Genomic DNA, 19,672 nt, shown 5'->3' on the forward strand with positions numbered 1-19,672 from the left:
TGACCGCCGCGAGGCTGATATGGTGTTACAGTTAACCTAACCCCCTCATGAGAATGGAGTTGACCATTGTGCCTGGCCTGAAAATTACGCTGTTGCAACAACCGCTGGTCTGGATGGACGGCCCTGCCAACCTGCGCCATTTTGATCGCCAACTGGAAGGGATTATTGGGCGCGATGTCATTGTTTTACCGGAGATGTTCACCACCGGCTTTGCCATGGAAGCGGCAAAACAGTCTTTACCCGAAGCCGACGTGGTGGAGTGGATGCATGCCCGGGCCGCGCAAACCCAGGCGCTGATTGCCGGCAGCGCAGCGCTGCAAACCGAACACGGCGCTGTTAACCGCTTCCTGCTGGTCGAGCCCGACGGTACGGTGCACCATTATGATAAACGGCACCTGTTCCGTATGGCCGATGAACACCATCATTATGAGGCTGGTGACCGACGCGTGGTCTTTGAATGGCGCGGATGGCGTATCCTGCCGCTGGTCTGTTACGACCTGCGCTTTCCGGTATGGTCGCGTAATCTGAACGACTATGATTTGGCGCTGTATGTTGCCAACTGGCCGGCGCCGCGCTCCCTGCACTGGCAGTCGCTGCTGGTCGCCCGCGCTATCGAGAACCAGGCCTATGTCGCCGGCTGTAACCGGGTCGGTACTGACGGTAACGGCCATCATTACCGCGGCGATAGCCGGATTATCAGTCCCCAGGGGGAGATTGTCGCCACTGCCGATCCGCATCAGGCCACCCGTCTTGATGCCGAATTGTCGCTGGCTGCCCTCCAGGAATATCGCGAAAAATTTCCCGCCTGGCGCGATGCCGATCCTTTTACCCTCGGTTAATCTCCCTCCGCTTTCTTCCTCATTCAGCAGGTAAAGAAAGCGGGATTTCGCCCGCCAGCGCACCGCAGAATATTTGCCGGGCGCCATTCATTTCTGTTCTACACTCATTAAAAGACCCCACAACCAAATGGGCGGAGATCACCTTCAACTCACTTCTGCGTTGTAAATCATGAATTTTCTGTTGCTGGCGTGTTCTGTTAAACAACGCTGAGCGTTGGCGTAAGAATATTATGTGAGCGTAAAAGAAAATGGATAATAATAATCTGCTGTTGATTGAAAAACGGCTGGTCACCCGCTTTCTCGATATGTTTATTCGGTTTGGGCTTATTCTGGCGCTGGCCTCATTCTGTTTTACCGTCTTTTCTCCCTTTATCAATATGATGCTCTGGGCGCTGATCCTCGCCGTGGCGCTCTATCCCTTACATCAATATTTTGCCGGATTGTTAGCGGGCAAACAGGGACTGGCGTCAGTGGTGCTGGTGTTGTTAGGTATTTTACTGATCGTCATCCCCACGGTGCTGATGATCACCTCGCTGGCGGAAAGCGCCAGCGCCATGATAGACAAGATGGGCAGCCAGAGCTTTACCATTCCCCCGCCCTCCTCGCGCATTGCCGCGTTACCGATCATTGGCGAACGGCTTAGCGCCCTGTGGATGAGAGCTTCCGTCGATCTCCCGGGACTGCTCAGTAATTACCGCTCGCAAATCGGCGACATTGCCAAACAGTTTCTCAGTATTTTGGCCAGCATGGGCGGCGGGCTGATTGGCTTTATTATTTCGTTTATCGTCTCGGGAATTATGATGGCCTGGGGCGCAGCGGGCGCCATCAGCGCCCAGCGTATTGCCATCCGTATTACCGATGAAAATAAAGGCGTGACCCTCACCCGCCTGTGCACCAGCACCATCCGCGCGGTCGCCCAGGGCGTCATCGGGGTGGCATTGATCCAGGCGCTGCTGGTCGGCGTGATCATGCTGATGGCCAGCATTCCCGCCGTCGGGATCTTCTTTATTCTGGCCCTGATCCTCGGCATTGCCCAGGTGCCGGTGATCCTGGTGACGGCCCCGGCCATTGCGCTAATGTGGAGTCTCGGCACCCACAGTACCGGCATGGATATCTTCTACACCATCCTGCTGATCGTCGCCGGCATGGCCGATAACGTCCTCAAACCTCTGCTGCTGGGGCGCGGAGTCGACGCGCCAATGCCGGTAGTGCTGCTGGGCGCCCTCGGCGGAATGGCCTCTAACGGCATTCTCGGTATGTTTCTCGGCGCCACCCTGCTGGCCATCGGTTATCGGATCTTCATGACCTGGGTAAATGAAGGGCAACCCGCCCTGCCGCAGGATAAATAACCTCAAGGGAGCGTTACGCTCCCTTAATTCATTCCATAAACATTCGTACCGCGCACCAGACCAGCAGCAGCGCCAGCAGCAGATTTAACCCTCTTCCATGGCGTTCGAACACCGGCTGAAACAGCTGACCGGCCAGCGCCCAGCAAAGATTGCCGGCAACGCCTATTACTGATAGCAACAGGCTTATCATCACCAGCCAGAATGGCTCGCGAGTCACTGGCAGAACAAAGGTCGACAGGGCCGTGATGCCGTACAGGATAATTTTTACATTCACAAACTGCAGCCCCAGGCTGGCCCAGAAGCTGACAGGCCGCTCCTCCTGCCCACCGCTGGCCGGGTCGCTGCGGGCAATGTGCCAGGCCAGCCACAGGATATACCCTGCGCCGACCCAGCGTAGCAGGGAGGTTATCCCCTCATCCAGGGTAACGAGAGTGAACGTCAGCCCGGCACAAATCAGCATGATGATCACAAACCCCAGGCTCATGCCGGCCAGAACCCGCATGCTCCGTCGAAAGCCGTGCGCGGTGACGCTGCTCAGCGCCAGAATATTATTCGGCCCGGGCGTCAGGGCGGTGATCAGGGTGTAAGTTAAAAAGGCGCTAATCAGGGTAGGTGTCACGTGTTTTCTCCTCTTGACTGGCAGACAGTACCCGAAGCTGATAATTTAAAAAAATGAATGTTTTTTCATTCTGAATTCGAGAATGTCGATATAAAGAGGAAATATGGATCTGCGACGCTTTATCACCTTCAAAACGGTTGTCGAAGAAGGATCCTTTCTGCGCGCCTCGCAGAAACTGTGCTGCACCCAGTCCACCGTAACCTTTCATATCCAGCAGCTTGAGCAGGAGCTTGCTATCCCGCTTTTTGAGAAAATTGGCCGACGGATGTGTCTCACCGCCGCCGGTAAAAATGTCCTGCCGCACGTCTACGATCTGACCAAAGTGATGGCGTCGATTCGCCAGGCGGCGCGCCAGGACGATGAACCCGGCGGCGAACTTCGCGTCGCCACTGGTGAAACCTTGCTGGCGTACAAAATGCCGCCGGTGCTGCAGCGTTTTAAGCAACGCGCCCCGAAGGTCCGCCTGTCACTGCAGTCGCTCAATTGCTACAGCATCCGTGATGCGCTGCTCGCTGACGAAGTCGACCTGGGGGTGTTTTACCGGGTTGGCAACGATGATGCGCTCACCATGATGGAACTTGGCTCGCAGCCGCTGGCGCTGGTCGCGTCAGTCGATCAGGCGCCGGTCGACTTCCTGCGCCCGCGGCAGCATATCCCATTGAGCTTTATCATCAACGAGCCCCAGTGCGTGTTCCGGCAGATTTTTGAAAGTACCCTGCGCCAGCGCGGCATTACCATGGAGAACACCATCGAACTGTGGAGTATTGAAAGCATCAAGCAGTGCGTGGCGGGCAATCTGGGGGTGAGTTTTCTGCCGCGCTTTGCGGTAGAGGAGGAACTCAAACGCGGGACGCTGGTCGAGCTGCCGTTCAGCGAGACGCCGCTGACGATCCATGCGCTCTGCGCCCATCACGCCGGGAAAGCAATCAGTCCGGCGATGCGGGTATTCATGCAGTGTATGCAGGAGGAACAAGAGGCGCGCTGAAATTCGGCGACGAAAACGACGAAAGCCTGAATCATTGCTGATTCAGGCTTTCTGAATAGTGGCGGAACGGACGGGACTCGAACCCGCGACCCCCTGCGTGACAGGCAGGTATTCTAACCGACTGAACTACCGCTCCGCGTTGTTGTTCCGTTGGGAACGAGGCGAATATTACGGATTCCCCTCTACCCCGTCAACGCTTTTTCTACCGTTTTGAATCGTTTGCTGCAAAAATCGCCCAACCGCCTACTTTTAATCCATTTTAGTGGTTATCAGGCACGCCACAGGCAGCTTCCGCCTTTCTTTTGTACCAGATCGAGGCGGGATTCATGGTTCACCAGTTCTTCATCAGAGGCATAAACTACCCGTAACTGGCTGGCGGCGCGGACGACGCGCTGAATGCCCATCTCTCCCGCCTGCTGCTGGCTTTCGCCTTCCATAGAGAACGCCATCGAAGTCTGGCCGCCGGTCATCATCAAATAGACATCGGCAAGGATCTGGGCATCGAGTAATGCCCCGTGCAGCGTACGCTTGCTGTTATCTATTTCGTAGCGCGAACATAACGCATCCAGACTGTTGCGCTTGCCGGGGAACATTTTCCGCGCCAGTGCCAGACTGTCGGTGATTTTACAAAAGGTCTCGGTTTTTCCAATGCCGCGGTTCAGCTTACCGAACTCATAATCCATAAAGCCGATATCGAACGAGGCGTTATGGATCACCAGCTCCGCGCCGCGGATGTAATCCATAAACTCATCAGCCACATCGGCAAAGGTGGGTTTGTCCAGCAGGAACTCATCGGCGATCCCGTGCACGCCGAATGCTTCAGGATCCACCAGCCGATCGGGCTTCAGATAGACATGGAAATTGTTACCGGTCAGGCGGCGGTTGATCACCTCCACGGCGCCGATCTCGATAATCTTGTGTCCTTCGTAGTGCGCCCCGATCTGGTTCATACCGGTGGTTTCGGTATCGAGAACAATCTGGCGCGTAATTGCAGTGCTCATAGCGGTCATTTATGTCAGACTTATCGTTTACAAATCGATTTCAATTACAGGAAGTCTACCAGAGATGCTCAAACAGGTAGAAATTTTCACCGACGGCTCTTGCCTGGGAAATCCAGGACCCGGCGGTTACGGCGCCATCATGCGCTACCGCCAGCACGAAAAAACCTTTAGCGCCGGCTACCGTCTGACCACCAATAACCGCATGGAACTGATGGCGGCAATCGTCGCTCTCGAGGCGTTAAAAGAGCATTGTGAGGTGGTGCTCAGCACCGACAGCCAGTATGTCCGCCAGGGGATCACCCAGTGGATCCACAACTGGAAAAAGCGCGGCTGGAAAACGGCAGAGAAAAAACCGGTAAAGAATGTCGACCTCTGGCAGCGGCTGGATGCTGCGCTTGGCCAGCATAAGATCAAATGGGAGTGGGTGAAGGGCCACGCCGGCCATCCAGAAAACGAACGCTGCGACGAGCTGGCCCGCGCGGCGGCCTCCCATCCCACTCAGGACGACATCGGCTACCAGCCGGAGAGCTAATTCTGCCCCTTGCGCCACTGCCGGGTGGCGCCGACTGCCGGCCGCAGCTGGGTTTTCGCTTTACCGGATTTCATCGGATTGAGCGTCAGCGGAATGGTCCGTTTGCGGGCGACAATCAATTGCAAACAGCCCAGCGCTGGCAGATGGGTGCTCAGCAGTTTGCCGCCGTGGCGCGACCAGGGTAAAACCTGATAACGCCCATAGTGCAGCACTTCAAAGTTGAGTAGCGACAGCCAGTCCAGCTGGCGCATCAGCGTAAACATACGGCTATTATAAGGCGTACCGTTGCGCAGGAACGGCACCAGCTTACGCAACCCCATCAGGCTGACCGGATTAAACCCGGTCAGGATCATCCAGCCATCATCGATCAGTACACGATCGGCTTCCCGCAGCAGACGATGCGGATCGCTACACCACGGCAGGGTGTGCGCCAGCAGGCACGCGTCGACGGACTTTTCGGCAAAGGGTAAATGCAGCGGATCGGCCCGAACCTGCATCGGATTTCCTGCCAGCGAGACATTGACCTGGTGCGAGATGGCGCAAGCTTCAGTATTGATTTCCGCGCTCAGATTGCCAATCTTAAGCAGATGAAAGCCATATAATTTAGCCAGCCACGGTTTCATCTGCTGCTCCAGCGTTTCGCGATAGTATTCGCCCCACGGCATACTGGACCAATGCTCAGGCGCTGTCACTGTGTGAGGTATCCTTGCCGGCTTCATTGCCACCTTCCGCTACGCTTTAGAGGTAATTTATGAATCTTATCAGTATTCCCGCGTTTCAGGACAACTACATCTGGGTTCTCAGTGAGAATAACGGCCGCTGCATCATCGTTGACCCAGGCGAAGCCGCGCCGGTTCTGGCGGCCATTGAGGAAAACCAATGGCAGCCCGAAGCCATTTTACTAACCCATCACCATCAGGATCACGTCGGTGGCGTAAAACAATTACGTGAAAAATTCCCTTCTATAGTGGTTTACGGGCCGGCGGAAACCCAGGATAAGGGAGTCACTCAGGTGGTAGGCGATGGCGATCGGCTGTCAATTCTCGGGCACGATTTTTCCATTTTCTCTACGCCAGGTCACACATTAGGACATATCTGTTACTACAGCGAACCTTATCTGTTCTGTGGCGACACAATGTTCTCCGGCGGCTGCGGAAGGCTCTTCGAAGGTACTGCAGAGCAGATGTATCAATCATTTATGAAAATTAACGCCCTTCCTGAAGAAACCCTCATATGTTGCGCACATGAATATACGTTAGCGAATATGAAGTTTGCATTGAGTATCCTGCCAGATGATAGGGACATAAACGATTACTATCATAAAGTTAATGAGTTACGTGCAAAAAAACAAAAAACACTACCCGTAACTCTGAAAAATGAGCGTCGTATAAATTTATTTTTACGCGTAAATGATATTGATTTAATTGATAAAATTAACCAAGAAACAAATTTGCAACACTCTGTGGCGCGATTTGCATGGTTAAGGTCAAAGAAAGACGACTTCTGATATTTAATTCTTGTCATCGGCCAACTTCGCCGTTATCCTTGGTCGTCTTTTAAGCAACTATTGACACACACATGAAGGCACGAGCGATATTACTCGCCTCTGTCCTGCTGGTGGGGTGCCAGGCGTCTAAGCACGATGGCACCGTCGAACAGCGAGCACAGAGCCTTTCTGCGGCTGGTCAAGGGGAAGCAGGTAAGTTCACAAGTCAAGCGCGCTGGTTAGATGATGGAACCTTCTACGCGCAAGACCAGGATCTGTGGACTTCCATAGGCGACGAGCTAAAGATGGGAATACCGGATAATCCCCGGATTCGCGAACAGAAACAGAAGTACTTAAGAAATAAGAGCTATCTCCACGATGTAACTTTACGGGCAGAGCCGTATATGTACTGGATAGCCGGGCAGGTTAAGAAACGTAACATGCCAATGGAACTGGTATTACTACCCATAGTGGAGAGCGCTTTTGACCCACACGCGACGTCTGGCGCCAATGCCGCAGGCATTTGGCAGATCATTCCGAGCACAGGGCGCAATTATGGTTTAAAACAGACCCGCAGTTACGATGCGCGTCGTGACGTCGTCGCATCTACTACCGCGGCGCTGGACATGATGCAACGTCTGAACAAAATGTTCGACGGCGACTGGTTATTAACGGTCGCAGCCTATAACAGCGGCGAAGGTCGGGTCATGAAAGCAGTAAAAGCGAACCGTTCGCGTGGTAAACCCACCGATTTCTGGTCGCTGTCTCTGCCGCATGAAACGAAAATCTACGTACCGAAAATGCTGGCGTTGAGCGACATTCTCAAAAACAGCAAGCGTTACGGCGTAAAGCTGCCTACGGCCGATGAAAGCCGTGCGCTGGCGCGCGTTCGCCTCGACAGCCCGGTTGATATTTCTCAGCTCGCGGACATGGCAGGAATGCCGGTCAGCAAACTGAAAACCTTCAACGCTGGCGTAAAGGGGTCAACGCTGGGCGCGAGTGGGCCAAAGTACGTCATGGTGCCGCAGAAGCACGCCGCTCAGCTGCGTGAATCGCTGGCCTCTGGCGACATTGCCGCCGTGCAGCCAACGCAGCTCGCGGACAATACGCCGCTGACCAGCCGTAGCTATAAGGTACGCTCTGGCGACACGATTTCCGGGATTGCTTCGCGTCTCGGCGTCACGACCCGGGATTTGCAGCAGTGGAACAATCTGCGCGGTTCAGGGTTAAAAGTCGGGCAGAGTCTGGTTGTCGGCGCAGGTAGCAGCGCACAGCGCCTGGCGAACAACAGCGATAGCATCACCTATCGTGTTCGCAAAGGTGATTCGCTGTCGAGCATCGCCAAGCGTCACGGTGTTAATATTCGCGACGTGATGCGCTGGAACAGCGATACCGACAATCTGCGGCCTGGCGATCAGCTAACGCTGTTTGTGAAAAACAGCGATCGACCAGAGTCCTGATACGTCAGGGTTCGATAAAAAGGCACCGACTTCCCCCGGTGCCTTTTTTGTTGCCCGTATTAAACCGCTTTATGCGCTTCGAACAGGATGGTATCGCTGGTAAACGACCCGTCCTGCTGTAATTCGAAGTAGGCTTTGACCTCCGCCGAAGCGCTCTGCTGATATAAGCGAATCGCTTCTACCAGCGCCTCTGGGGTGCGCATCCGCGCCACCCATGAGCTGAACTCCAGCGGCAGGCGATCGGTCGATAAATGATTAATCACCAGGCCTGCGTCATTGGCCAGCGCCAGCCACTCGCCGCTGGAATAATTACGCACGTGCGAGGTATCGCGCAGCGCTTCCACGGTCTGCAACCAGACATCACGTACCGGATGACCCGGCGACATCACGTCCATTATGATCATCACCCCGCCCGGCTTGAGAACACGTTTCACCTCACGCAGCGCCTGGCCGACATCATGCCAGTGGTGCGCGGAGTAGCGGCTAATCACCACATCAAAGCTGGCATCAGCGAACGGCAGCGTTTCAGCATATCCCTGCTGGGTCACGATATTGCTAAAGCCTTTCTCTTTTGCCGCCGCGGTAACCACTTCCAGCATCTGGCTTGATAAATCATAGGCGGTCACCTCGGCAACCTGTCCCGCCGCGGTAAAGCTGGCGTGCCCTGCCCCGCAGCCCATATCCAGCACTTTCGCCTGAGGGAAATCGGCCAGCCGTTCAGCCAGCCGCTGCAGATCGCGCCCGGAGGCGTGCACGGCGCTGGTCAAATAGGCGCTGGCCTGGGAGCCGAACTGCTTTTCGACGTTGTCATGGTGAGAGCGTGTTGTCATTGTGTTGTCCTTCGGTTGTGTGAGTAATTTAGGGCAGCATCGTGCTGAACGCAGACCTGCCCGATGGCAGGCCTGACATACCTTAAATTAATCAGGCTTGCCGGGACTGAATTCGACTAGTAGCGGGTTGTGATCGGAGGCGCGGGTCACCAGCACGGTAGCATCGTGCACGCTTAACCCACGATAGAACACAAAATCGAGCGGACGACCAAACGCACGGCGGCGCTGATCGTCAGAGAAACGAACTTCGCGTAACGACATCTCACGCGCAAAGCGGTACAGCGCGTTCATTCGCGGCCGGCTCCATGCATTGAAATCCCCGGCCATGATCACCGGCCCGCTGTGATGAGCGATCTGATCGCCGATCGGCAGCAACTGCTTGCTGTAGACATCGACGCCAAGGCTAAAGTTGACCGCATGGATGTTGACCACCATCAGCAGCCGCGCATCGGGCAGCGGATAAACGGTCACTAAGGCCGATTTCGGCAATCGCAAAATAGGCTCGCGCTCGCGCAGCGGACAGCAATAGATGGGGTGAGCGGAGGCCAGCGTCATCACGCCGGAAGGATGCTGCGGCAATACCAGCGCCGGTACCTGATCGGCGGCCAGATAGTTTGAAGTCGCGAACCTGACCAGTTCTGGGGTAGTTTGCGCCTCCTGCAACAGGACCAAATGCGCATCTTTGCCGAAATTTTTGAGGACCGACTGCCACTCTGCGCGCTGCTGCTTGAAGATATTCCATACCAGCACGCGGATCTTTTCATCGCTGCTTAACGGCGTGCCGGCAGGATAAACCGGACTGACGCCCGCAAACGCCCCCGGAGGCAATATCCTCTCCGCAGGTTGTCCGGCGACGTAGCGCATGGCATAGGTATTCTTTCGCAATTTGGGCATCAATCCTCAATAACAGAAACCAGCCCAACAACGACTGGTTCTTCTGTTATAGGGATTTTCCCATCCACTTTCAATGCAATTTGCGATAAACCCTAGCCTTCGAGAGAAACCGCTGTCGAACGGCGCGGCGATTTATCTAAACGACCGCTCAGCATCACCAACAGCAGGGCGACCAGCACAATCACCGCACCAATCCACGGCGTCTGCGCCAGACCATACCGTTCAACCGTCTGCCCGCCGACGATGGACCCCAGCGCAATACCAATATTGAAGGCGGCAATATTCAGGCCGGAAGCGACGTCGACGGCGCCAGGCGTATACTGTTCGGCTTTTTGCACCACGTATACCTGCAGACCCGGCACGTTGCCGAAGGCGAAAATACCCATTACCAGCACCGTTGCCAGCGCAGCATAGTGGATGCTGGCGGTCAACTGGAAGACCAGCAGCAGCACAACCAGCGCGGCGAAGATAAACTTCAGCGCGGAGACGGCGCCATGCTTATCGGCCAGTTTGCCTCCCCACACATTGCCAATAGCGACCGAGACACCGTAGCCCAACAGGATCCAGCTAACCGCAGACGGACTGAAACCGGCCAGCTCCTGCATCATCGGAGCAAGAAAAGTAAAGGCGGTAAATACGCCGCCATAGCCCAGCGCGGTAATGGCGTAGATCATCAGCAGGCGAGGATGAGTTAAGACTTTCATCTGATCGCGCAGGCTGGCGCTGGCGCGGCCCGGAATATTATTCGGTACCAGAAGCAGACTGCTGATAAGCGCAATCACGCCCAGAATCGATACCGCGAGGAACGTTTCCCGCCAGCCAAAATGCTGACCGATGAAAGTCCCGAACGGCACCCCGGTGACCAGCGCGACCGTCAGGCCGCCGAACATAATAGCGATAGCTGAGGCGGCTTTCTCTTTTGCCACCAGGCTGGTGGCGATTGTCGAGCCAATAGAGAAGAACACGCCGTGTGCCAGACCGGTCAGCAATCGCGCCAGGATCAGCGTTTCATAGCCCGGGGCCTGCCAGGCCAGCACATTACCCGCCGTAAACAGGACCATCAACGCCAGCAGCAGCTGTTTACGCGGCATACGCCCCGTTAACGCCGTCAGCACCGGAGCGCCAATCGCCACGCCCAGCGCGTAGATAGAGACCAGCAGTCCCGCCGAAGGCAGAGAGATAGAGAGTTGTTGCGCGATAGTCGGGACCAGGCCGACAATCACAAATTCAGTGGTGCCAATCGCGAAGGCACCGATAGTTAAGGCAAATAGCGCCAGTGGCATAATTTACTCCGTAGCATCAGGATTAAGATGACACGTAGTATGAAGGGTTGTATAAATAACAAAAACTATCAAAGTATCAATAGAATTTTGCTACAGGTGCAATAATGAGAGCCACATCAGAGGAGATCGCCATCTTTGTGGCGGTGGTGGAAAGCGGAAGTTTCAGCCGGGCGGCCGAGCAGCTCGGACAGGCCAACTCTGCCGTCAGCCGGGCGGTCAAGAAGCTGGAATCAAAGCTAGGCGTAAGCCTGCTCAATCGGACCACCCGCCAGCTCAGTCTGACGGAGGAAGGCGAGCGCTATTTTCGCCGGATGCAGGTGGTCTTGCAGGAAATGGCGGCAGCAGAGAATGACCTGCTGGAAACGCGCACAACGCCGCGGGGCCTGCTGCGGGTGGATGCCGCGACGCCGGTGATGCTGCATTTTCTCATGCCGCTGGTGAAGCCATTTCGCGAGCGCTACCCGGAAATGACGCTGTCGCTCGTCTCTTCAGAGACGTTTATTAACCTGATTGAACGAAAAGTGGATGTGGCCATTCGGGCCGGGACCTTAACGGATTCCAGCCTGCGCGCCCGACCGCTATTTACCAGCTATCGTAAGATCGTCGCCTCGCCAGACTATGTCGCGCGCTACGGTATGCCGCAGCATCCGTCAGATCTGAAACAGCATCACTGCCTCGGGTTCACCGAGCCGGTATCGCTGAATACCTGGCCTGTCTCCTGTTGCGATGGTCAGCTGTTAGAGATCGAATCGGCGGTGTCCTCCAATAGCGGCGAAACGCTCAAGCAGCTGTGCCTGACCGGTAACGGCATAGCCTGTTTGTCGGATTATATGGTGGATAAAGAGATTGGCCGTGGGGAGTTTGTGGAGTTACTTGCCGACAAACGCTTGCCGGTGGAGATGCCATTCAGTGCGGTGTACTACAGCGACCGGGCGGTCAGCACGCGCATCAGGGCATTTATTGACTTTCTAAGTGAGCACGTCAAACAGCTCCCGAAGGAGCTGTCGTAATATCGTCTCAGACGGCAGTGCGAACGGCATGCCGAAAGCGGGAGATTAATCCCACTGTGGAGCCAGACCTTCCGGACTCACCAGACGATCGTTGCAGTCGAGTGCGGCGATCGCTTTACGATCTTCATCATCCAGCTGCAGATCCTGCGCTTTCAGGTTGCTGGCCAGATTGTCACGTTTGGTGGACGATGGGATAACCGCATAGCCTTCGCCCATCGCCCATGCCAGGATAACCTGCGCTGGGGTCGCACCATGTTTCGCCGCGATGCGGGCAATCACTTCATCTTTCAGTGCCTTACCGTAGGCCAGCGTCATGTAAGAGGTGATATGGATGCCGTGCTCACGCGCCCAATCGACCACTTTACGGTTTTGCAGATACGGCGAGAGCTCAATCTGGTTAGTCGCGATATTCTCAGCGCCAACGGCGGCAATCGCGCGCTCCATCAGTGGAATAGTGAAGTTGGAGATACCGATCTGACGGGTCAGACCCAGCTTCTTCGCTTCCATCAGGGCTGCCATAAACTCTTCAACAGCTACCGCATCGTTCGGTGACGGCCAGTGGATCAGCGTGAGATCAACATAGTCAGTGCGCAGCTTATGCAGGCTCTCTTTCAGGCTGGCGATGAGTTTGTCTTTGCTCAGGTTTTCGATCCAGATTTTGGTCGTGATGAACAGCTCATCACGCGGCACGCCGCTTTCGGCGATGGCCTGACCCACCGCTGCTTCGTTGTCATAGATTTGCGCGGTGTCGATAGCACGATAGCCCAGCTCCAGCGCGGTTTTTACGGATGCGATAACAACATCATCTTTCAGACGGAAGGTGCCAAGACCAAATGCAGGGATTGCCATGATTTTCCTCGTTATTTCTTCATTTCGGTTAACGGATGAAATTATGGCTGATGGTGTGGAGGAGAAAAAGAGCGATTAATGCAGAGGATTTTTGCTGAATTAGCAATAATAGAGAACAGATCAAACAAAAAAGCCCTGAGCAAATGCTCAGGGCTCTTAATAAGTGGCGGAACGGACGGGACTCGAACCCGCGACCCCCTGCGTGACAGGCAGGTATTCTAACCGACTGAACTACCGCTCCACCGAATTTCTTCGCTTTATTACCACCGGTTGTCACCCCGGCTTACTGCAATTTGATGCCTGGCAGTTCCCTACTCTCACATGGGGAGACCCCACACTACCATCGGCGCTACGGCGTTTCACTTCTGAGTTCGGCATGGGGTCAGGTGGGACCACCGCGCTAGTGCCGCCAGGCAAATTCTTTGTGCTCGTCCTGTGTCTTTTGCGCTCATACTGCGTTGGCTGCTCTCGCGAGTGTCAGTCACATACTTATGTATGCTCCTTCCATCGCCTCGTTTGCCGCCTTGTCTCAGCGCAAAATCCTTCGGACTCTGAATCAGAGCTGAAAATCTTCTCTCAAATCGCCAAAACATCTTCGGCGTTGTAAGGTTAAGCCTCACGGTTCATTAGTACCGGTTAGCTCAACGCATCGCTGCGCTTACACACCCGGCCTATCAACGTCGTCGTCTTCAACGTTCCTTCAGGAGACTTAAAGTCTCAGGGAGAACTCATCTCGGGGCAAGTTTCGTGCTTAGATGCTTTCAGCACTTATCTCTTCCGCATTTAGCTACCGGGCAGTGCCATTGGCATGACAACCCGAACACCAGTGATGCGTCCACTCCGGTCCTCTCGTACTAGGAGCAGCCCCCCTCAATTCTCCAGCGCCCACGGCAGATAGGGACCGAACTGTCTCACGACGTTCTAAACCCAGCTCGCGTACCACTTTAAATGGCGAACAGCCATACCCTTGGGACCTACTTCAGCCCCAGGATGTGATGAGCCGACATCGAGGTGCCAAACACCGCCGTCGATATGAACTCTTGGGCGGTATCAGCCTGTTATCCCCGGAGTACCTTTTATCCGTTGAGCGATGGCCCTTCCATTCAGAACCACCGGATCACTATGACCTGCTTTCGCACCTGCTCGCGCCGTCACGCTCGCAGTCAAGCTAGCTTATGCCATTGCACTAACCTCCTGATGTCCGACCAGGATTAGCTAACCTTCGTGCTCCTCCGTTACTCTTTGGGAGGAGACCGCCCCAGTCAAACTACCCACCAGACACTGTCCGCAACCCCGATAAGGGGCCAACGTTAGAACATCAAACATTAAAGGGTGGTATTTCAAGGTTGGCTCCACGCAGACTGGCGTCCACGCTTCAAAGCCTCCCACCTATCCTACACATCAAGGCTCAATGTTCAGTGTCAAGCTATAGTAAAGGTTCACGGGGTCTTTCCGTCTTGCCGCGGGTACACTGCATCTTCACAGCGAGTTCAATTTCACTGAGTCTCGGGTGGAGACAGCCTGGCCATCATTACGCCATTCGTGCAGGTCGGAACTTACCCGACAAGGAATTTCGCTACCTTAGGACCGTTATAGTTACGGCCGCCGTTTACCGGGGCTTCGATCAAGAGCTTCTCCTTACGGATAACCCCATCAATTAACCTTCCGGCACCGGGCAGGCGTCACACCGTATACGTCCACTTTCGTGTTTGCACAGTGCTGTGTTTTTAATAAACAGTTGCAGCCAGCTGGTATCTTCGACTGGTCTCAGCTCCATCCGCAGGGACTTCACCTACACACCAGCGTGCCTTCTCCCGAAGTTACGGCACCATTTTGCCTAGTTCCTTCACCCGAGTTCTCTCAAGCGCCTTGGTATTCTCTACCTGACCACCTGTGTCGGTTTGGGGTACGATTTAATGTTACCTGATGCTTAGAGGCTTTTCCTGGAAGCAGGGCATTTGTTACTTCAGCACCGTAGTGCCTCGTCATCACACCTCAGCGTTAAAAGGTACCGGATTTACCTGGAACCTCCGCCTACATGCTTAAACCGGGACAACCGTCGCCCGGCTAACATAGCCTTCTCCGTCCCCCCTTCGCAGTAACACCAAGTACAGGAATATTAACCTGTTTCCCATCGACTACGCCTTTCGGCCTCGCCTTAGGGGTCGACTCACCCTGCCCCGATTAACGTTGGACAGGAACCCTTGGTCTTCCGGCGAGCGGGCTTTTCACCCGCTTTATCGTTACTTATGTCAGCATTCGCACTTCTGATACCTCCAGCAACCCTCACAGGCCACCTTCGCAGGCTTACAGAACGCTCCCCTACCCAACAACACATAGTGTCGCTGCCGCAGCTTCGGTGCATGGTTTAGCCCCGTTACATCTTCCGCGCAGGCCGACTCGACCAGTGAGCTATTACGCTTTCTTTAAATGATGGCTGCTTCTAAGCCAACATCCTGGCTGTCTGTGCCTTCCCACATCGTTTCCCACTTAACCATGACTTTGGGACCTTAGCTGGCGGTCTGGGTTGTTTCCCTCTTCACGACGGACGTTAGCACCCGCCGTGTGTCTCCCGTGATAACATTCTTCGGTATTCGTAGTTTGCATCGGGTTGGTAAGTCGGGATGACCCCCTAGCCGAAACAGTGCTCTACCCCCGAAGATGAGTTCACGAGGCGCTACCTAAATAGCTTTCGGGGAGAACCAGCTATCTCCCGGTTTGATTGGCCTTTCACCCCCAGCCACAAGTCATCCGCTAATTTTTCAACATTAGTCGGTTCGGTCCTCCAGTTAGTGTTACCCAACCTTCAACCTGCCCATGGCTAGATCACCGGGTTTCGGGTCTATACCCTGCAACTTAACGCCCAGTTAAGACTCGGTTTCCCTGCGGCTCCCCTATACGGTTAACCTTGCTACAGAATATAAGTCGCTGACCCATTATACAAAAGGTACGCAGTCACACCCGAAGGTGCTCCCACTGCTTGTACGTACACGGTTTCAGGTTCTTTTTCACTCCCCTCGCCGGGGTTCTTTTCGCCTTTCCCTCACGGTACTGGTTCACTATCGGTCAGTCAGGAGTATTTAGCCTTGGAGGATGGTCCCCCCATATTCAGACAGGATACCACGTGTCCCGCCCTACTCTTCGAGTTCACAACCTGTGCATTTTGGTGTACGGGACTATCACCCTCTACCGTCGGACTTTCCAGACCGTTCCACTAACACACAAGCTGATTCAGACTCTGGGCTGCTCCCCGTTCGCTCGCCGCTACTGGGGGAATCTCGGTTGATTTCTTTTCCTCGGGGTACTTAGATGTTTCAGTTCCCCCGGTTCGCCTCGTTAACCTATGTATTCAGTTAACGATAGTGCAACGAATTGCACTGGGTTTCCCCATTCGGACATCGCCGGCTGTAACGGTTCATATCACCTTACCGACGCTTTTCGCAGATTAGCACGTCCTTCATCGCCTCTGACTGCCAGGGCATCCACCGTGTACGCTTAGTCGCTTAACCTCACAACCCGAAGATGTTTCGTAAAACATCATCGTGTCGCGAAAATTTGAGAGACTCGAACACACTTAAACAGTGTGTCGTTTCAATTTTCAGCTTGATCCAGATTTTTAAAGAGCAAAACTTCGCAGTGCACCTTTTCAGGTTCACTCTGAAGTTTTCTTGTGTTTGCAGTAAAGATGGTGGAGCTATGCGGGATCGAACCGCAGACCTCCTGCGTGCAAAGCAGGCGCTCTCCCAGCTGAGCTATAGCCCCATCGTTTGCAACCTCTTCAAATTTGCTTCGCAAATTTGGTAGGCCTGAGTGGACTTGAACCACCGACCTCACCCTTATCAGGGGTGCGCTCTAACCACCTGAGCTACAAGCCTGTAGAGGTTTTTACTGCTGTTTTTCATCAGACAATCTGTGTGAGCACTACAAAGGCAGGTTCTTTAAGGTAAGGAGGTGATCCAACCGCAGGTTCCCCTACGGTTACCTTGTTACGACTTCACCCCAGTCATGAATCACAAAGTGGTAAGCGCCCTCCCGAAGGTTAAGCTACCTACTTCTTTTGCAACCCACTCCCATGGTGTGACGGGCGGTGTGTACAAGGCCCGGGAACGTATTCACCGTAGCATTCTGATCTACGATTACTAGCGATTCCGACTTCATGGAGTCGAGTTGCAGACTCCAATCCGGACTACGACATACTTTATGAGGTCCGCTTGCTCTCGCGAGGTCGCTTCTCTTTGTATATGCCATTGTAGCACGTGTGTAGCCCTGGTCGTAAGGGCCATGATGACTTGACGTCATCCCCACCTTCCTCCAGTTTATCACTGGCAGTCTCCTTTGAGTTCCCGGCCGGACCGCTGGCAACAAAGGATAAGGGTTGCGCTCGTTGCGGGACTTAACCCAACATTTCACAACACGAGCTGACGACAGCCATGCAGCACCTGTCTCACAGTTCCCGAAGGCACCAATCCATCTCTGGAAAGTTCTGTGGATGTCAAGACCAGGTAAGGTTCTTCGCGTTGCATCGAATTAAACCACATGCTCCACCGCTTGTGCGGGCCCCCGTCAATTCATTTGAGTTTTAACCTTGCGGCCGTACTCCCCAGGCGGTCGATTTAACGCGTTAGCTCCGGAAGCCACGCCTCAAGGGCACAACCTCCAAATCGACATCGTTTACAGCGTGGACTACCAGGGTATCTAATCCTGTTTGCTCCCCACGCTTTCGCACCTGAGCGTCAGTCTTTGTCCAGGGGGCCGCCTTCGCCACCGGTATTCCTCCAGATCTCTACGCATTTCACCGCTACACCTGGAATTCTACCCCCCTCTACAAGACTCTAGCCTGCCAGTTTCGAATGCAGTTCCCAGGTTGAGCCCGGGGATTTCACATCCGACTTGACAGACCGCCTGCGTGCGCTTTACGCCCAGTAATTCCGATTAACGCTTGCACCCTCCGTATTACCGCGGCTGCTGGCACGGAGTTAGCCGGTGCTTCTTCTGCGGGTAACGTCAATCGGTGAGGTTATTAACCTCACCGCCTTCCTCCCCGCTGAAAGTGCTTTACAACCCGAAGGCCTTCTTCACACACGCGGCATGGCTGCATCAGGCTTGCGCCCATTGTGCAATATTCCCCACTGCTGCCTCCCGTAGGAGTCTGGACCGTGTCTCAGTTCCAGTGTGGCTGGTCATCCTCTCAGACCAGCTAGGGATCGTCGCCTAGGTGAGCCGTTACCCCACCTACTAGCTAATCCCATCTGGGCACATCTGATGGCATGAGGCCCGAAGGTCCCCCACTTTGGTCTTGCGACGTTATGCGGTATTAGCTACCGTTTCCAGTAGTTATCCCCCTCCATCAGGCAGTTTCCCAGACATTACTCACCCGTCCGCCGCTCGTCACCCGAGAGCAAGCTCTCTGTGCTACCGCTCGACTTGCATGTGTTAGGCCTGCCGCCAGCGTTCAATCTGAGCCATGATCAAACTCTTCAATTTAAGTTTGATGCTCGTGAATTAAACTTCGTAATGAATTACGCATGTTCACTCAGAGACTTGGTATTCATTTATTGTCCGAAGACATTAAGAATCCATGTCACTTTGAGTGCCCACACAGATTGTCTGATAAATTGTTAAAGAGCAGTTGCGACGCGCTTTAGCGCTCTGTCGCGAGGTGGCGTATATTACGCTTTCCTCTTTCAGAGTCAACCCTGAATTTCAGGATTTTTCTCTTCAATCGAACTGGCTGTTTGTGTGAAGTGATTCACATCCGCCGTGTCGATGGAGGCGCATTATAGGGAGCTCTCCGGGAATGACAAGCGGAAAAATACAATTTTATTTCAACCGCTCATCTTTTAAACGCAACGCTTATTTTTGCTGCTTTTTAATCGCCGCAGGCAACTCTGCCAGGCTATTTAGCACCCAGTCAGCCGCTTTTTCCGCTTCTTCAGTCAGGGGCTTACCGGTACGCACAAGCACTTTAGTACCGACATCTGCCGCCGCAGCAGCCTGCATATCTTCCAGTTTGTCCCCTACCATATAGGAAGAAGCCATATCGATATGCAGATAATCGCGGGCGGAGATCAGCATCCCCGGATGCGGTTTACGACAATCACAGGTCTGACGGTACTCTTCCACCGCACCCTGCGGGTGATGCGGGCAATAGTAGATACCGTCCAGGTCGACGCCACGATCGGCCAGAGACCAGTCCATCCATTCGGTCAGCGTTTCAAACTGGGCTTCGGTAAATTTACCGCGAGCAATACCGGACTGGTTAGTGACCAGCACCAGCGCATAGCCCATCTCTTTTAGTTCGCGCATCGCGTCAATGACGCCATCGATAAATTCAAAATTGTCGATTTCGTGGACGTAGCCATGATCGACATTAATAGTGCCGTCACGGTCGAGAAAAATTGCGGGTACTGACTTTGCCACCGGTTTGCTCCTGAAAAAGGCTAGTGCCGTTAGTATCGCATGTTTCAGCATGCAAGAAAGTGCTCATTATAAAGAGTCAGATTGATTTAGACGTCTGGATGCCTTAACATCCATT

At 54.3% G+C, this 19,672-nt stretch carries 15 protein-coding genes, 4 tRNA genes and 3 rRNA genes; 7 read left to right on the forward strand and 15 right to left on the reverse strand.

Annotated features, from left to right (window positions below; translation table 11 throughout):
• The first annotated feature begins 68 nt into the window (after window positions 1-68).
• Both SP68_RS20780 and SP68_RS20785 read left to right on the forward strand, forming a co-directional pair.
• Entirely contained in the window at window positions 69-839 is a 771-nt protein-coding gene (locus SP68_RS20780; RefSeq protein ID WP_016160335.1) for an amidohydrolase, read from the forward strand.
• 248 nt (window positions 840-1,087) lie between these two features.
• Entirely contained in the window at window positions 1,088-2,188 is a 1,101-nt protein-coding gene (locus tag SP68_RS20785) for an AI-2E family transporter (RefSeq protein WP_012542797.1), read from the forward strand.
• A 28-nt stretch (window positions 2,189-2,216) separates the two neighbouring features.
• Here SP68_RS20785 and eamB read toward each other — a convergent pair whose 3' ends face one another.
• A complete protein-coding gene (eamB, locus tag SP68_RS20790) occupies window positions 2,217-2,807 on the reverse strand; it encodes a cysteine/O-acetylserine transporter (protein ID WP_012968889.1) in 591 nt (196 codons plus the stop codon).
• A gap of 103 nt (window positions 2,808-2,910) precedes the next feature.
• Between eamB and SP68_RS20795 the strand changes: the two genes are divergently transcribed.
• Window positions 2,911-3,792: a LysR family transcriptional regulator gene (locus SP68_RS20795; RefSeq protein ID WP_022065053.1), complete on the forward strand. Its 882-nt coding sequence runs from the start codon at window positions 2,911-2,913 to the stop codon at window positions 3,790-3,792.
• Between the two features lie 59 nt (window positions 3,793-3,851).
• Here the strand turns inward: SP68_RS20795 and SP68_RS20800 are convergent.
• Window positions 3,852-3,928: transfer RNA gene (locus tag SP68_RS20800), tRNA-Asp, on the reverse strand.
• 133 nt (window positions 3,929-4,061) lie between these two features.
• Window positions 4,062-4,793: a DNA polymerase III subunit epsilon gene (dnaQ, locus tag SP68_RS20805; RefSeq protein ID WP_004204621.1), complete on the reverse strand. Its 732-nt coding sequence runs from the start codon at window positions 4,791-4,793 to the stop codon at window positions 4,062-4,064.
• Window positions 4,794-4,857: 64 nt separating this feature from the next.
• Here dnaQ and rnhA point away from each other — a divergent pair, with 64 nt between their 5' ends.
• Entirely contained in the window at window positions 4,858-5,325 is a 468-nt protein-coding gene (gene rnhA / locus SP68_RS20810; protein WP_004204620.1) for a ribonuclease HI, read from the forward strand.
• Here rnhA and SP68_RS20815 read toward each other — a convergent pair.
• Entirely contained in the window at window positions 5,322-6,044 is a 723-nt protein-coding gene (locus SP68_RS20815) for a class I SAM-dependent methyltransferase (RefSeq protein ID WP_008805254.1), read from the reverse strand. The two genes, rnhA and SP68_RS20815, sit on opposite strands and share 4 nt — an antisense overlap.
• A gap of 32 nt (window positions 6,045-6,076) precedes the next feature.
• Between SP68_RS20815 and gloB the strand changes: the two genes are divergently transcribed.
• Window positions 6,077-6,832, forward strand: a complete 756-nt coding sequence (gene gloB / locus SP68_RS20820; RefSeq protein ID WP_008805253.1) for a hydroxyacylglutathione hydrolase — start codon at window positions 6,077-6,079, stop codon at window positions 6,830-6,832.
• A gap of 71 nt (window positions 6,833-6,903) precedes the next feature.
• Entirely contained in the window at window positions 6,904-8,271 is a 1,368-nt protein-coding gene (gene mltD / locus SP68_RS20825) for a murein transglycosylase D (RefSeq protein WP_008805252.1), read from the forward strand.
• Between the two features lie 59 nt (window positions 8,272-8,330).
• Here the strand turns inward: mltD and SP68_RS20830 are convergent, their stop codons facing one another.
• From SP68_RS20830 to SP68_RS20840, 3 genes are all read right to left on the reverse strand, one after another.
• Window positions 8,331-9,101, reverse strand: a complete 771-nt coding sequence (locus tag SP68_RS20830; protein WP_008805251.1) for a class I SAM-dependent methyltransferase — start codon at window positions 9,099-9,101, stop codon at window positions 8,331-8,333.
• An 87-nt stretch (window positions 9,102-9,188) separates the two neighbouring features.
• Window positions 9,189-9,986 carry an endonuclease/exonuclease/phosphatase family protein gene (locus SP68_RS20835; RefSeq protein ID WP_074188505.1) on the reverse strand — a complete coding sequence of 266 codons (798 nt, stop codon included), beginning with the start codon at window positions 9,984-9,986 and terminating at the stop codon, window positions 9,189-9,191.
• Between the two features lie 101 nt (window positions 9,987-10,087).
• Window positions 10,088-11,278, reverse strand: coding sequence for an MFS transporter (locus SP68_RS20840; RefSeq protein WP_008805250.1), 1,191 nt, complete (start codon window positions 11,276-11,278; stop codon window positions 10,088-10,090).
• A 104-nt stretch (window positions 11,279-11,382) separates the two neighbouring features.
• Here SP68_RS20840 and yafC point away from each other — a divergent pair, with 104 nt between their 5' ends.
• Complete coding sequence (gene yafC, locus SP68_RS20845) at window positions 11,383-12,288, forward strand: DNA-binding transcriptional regulator YafC (protein ID WP_012968896.1); 906 nt, start codon at window positions 11,383-11,385, stop codon at window positions 12,286-12,288.
• Window positions 12,289-12,333: 45 nt separating this feature from the next.
• Here yafC and dkgB read toward each other — a convergent pair whose 3' ends face one another.
• The 8 genes from dkgB to gmhB all read right to left on the reverse strand — a co-directional run bounded on the left by dkgB (window position 12,334) and on the right by gmhB (window position 19,557).
• A complete protein-coding gene (gene dkgB / locus SP68_RS20850; protein WP_023339613.1) occupies window positions 12,334-13,137 on the reverse strand; it encodes a 2,5-didehydrogluconate reductase DkgB in 804 nt (267 codons plus the stop codon).
• Window positions 13,138-13,301: 164 nt separating this feature from the next.
• Window positions 13,302-13,378 (reverse strand) — tRNA-Asp (locus SP68_RS20855).
• Window positions 13,379-13,435: 57 nt separating this feature from the next.
• Window positions 13,436-13,551 (reverse strand): 5S ribosomal RNA (gene rrf, locus SP68_RS20860).
• Window positions 13,552-13,742: 191 nt separating this feature from the next.
• Window positions 13,743-16,646 (reverse strand): 23S ribosomal RNA (locus SP68_RS20865).
• Window positions 16,647-16,823: 177 nt separating this feature from the next.
• Window positions 16,824-16,899 (reverse strand) — tRNA-Ala (locus SP68_RS20870).
• Between the two features lie 36 nt (window positions 16,900-16,935).
• Window positions 16,936-17,012: transfer RNA gene (locus SP68_RS20875), tRNA-Ile, on the reverse strand.
• Window positions 17,013-17,081: 69 nt separating this feature from the next.
• A 16S ribosomal RNA gene (locus SP68_RS20880) occupies window positions 17,082-18,621 on the reverse strand.
• Together the 16S, 23S and 5S rRNA genes with 3 tRNA genes alongside form the textbook arrangement of a ribosomal RNA operon.
• 369 nt (window positions 18,622-18,990) lie before the next feature.
• Window positions 18,991-19,557 carry a D-glycero-beta-D-manno-heptose 1,7-bisphosphate 7-phosphatase gene (gene gmhB / locus SP68_RS20885; RefSeq protein WP_008807333.1) on the reverse strand — a complete coding sequence of 189 codons (567 nt, stop codon included), beginning with the start codon at window positions 19,555-19,557 and terminating at the stop codon, window positions 18,991-18,993.
• Between the last annotated feature and the right edge of the window lie 115 nt (window positions 19,558-19,672).

The organism is Klebsiella variicola, assembly GCF_000828055.2.
Classification (GTDB): Bacteria; Pseudomonadota; Gammaproteobacteria; order Enterobacterales; family Enterobacteriaceae; genus Klebsiella; species Klebsiella variicola.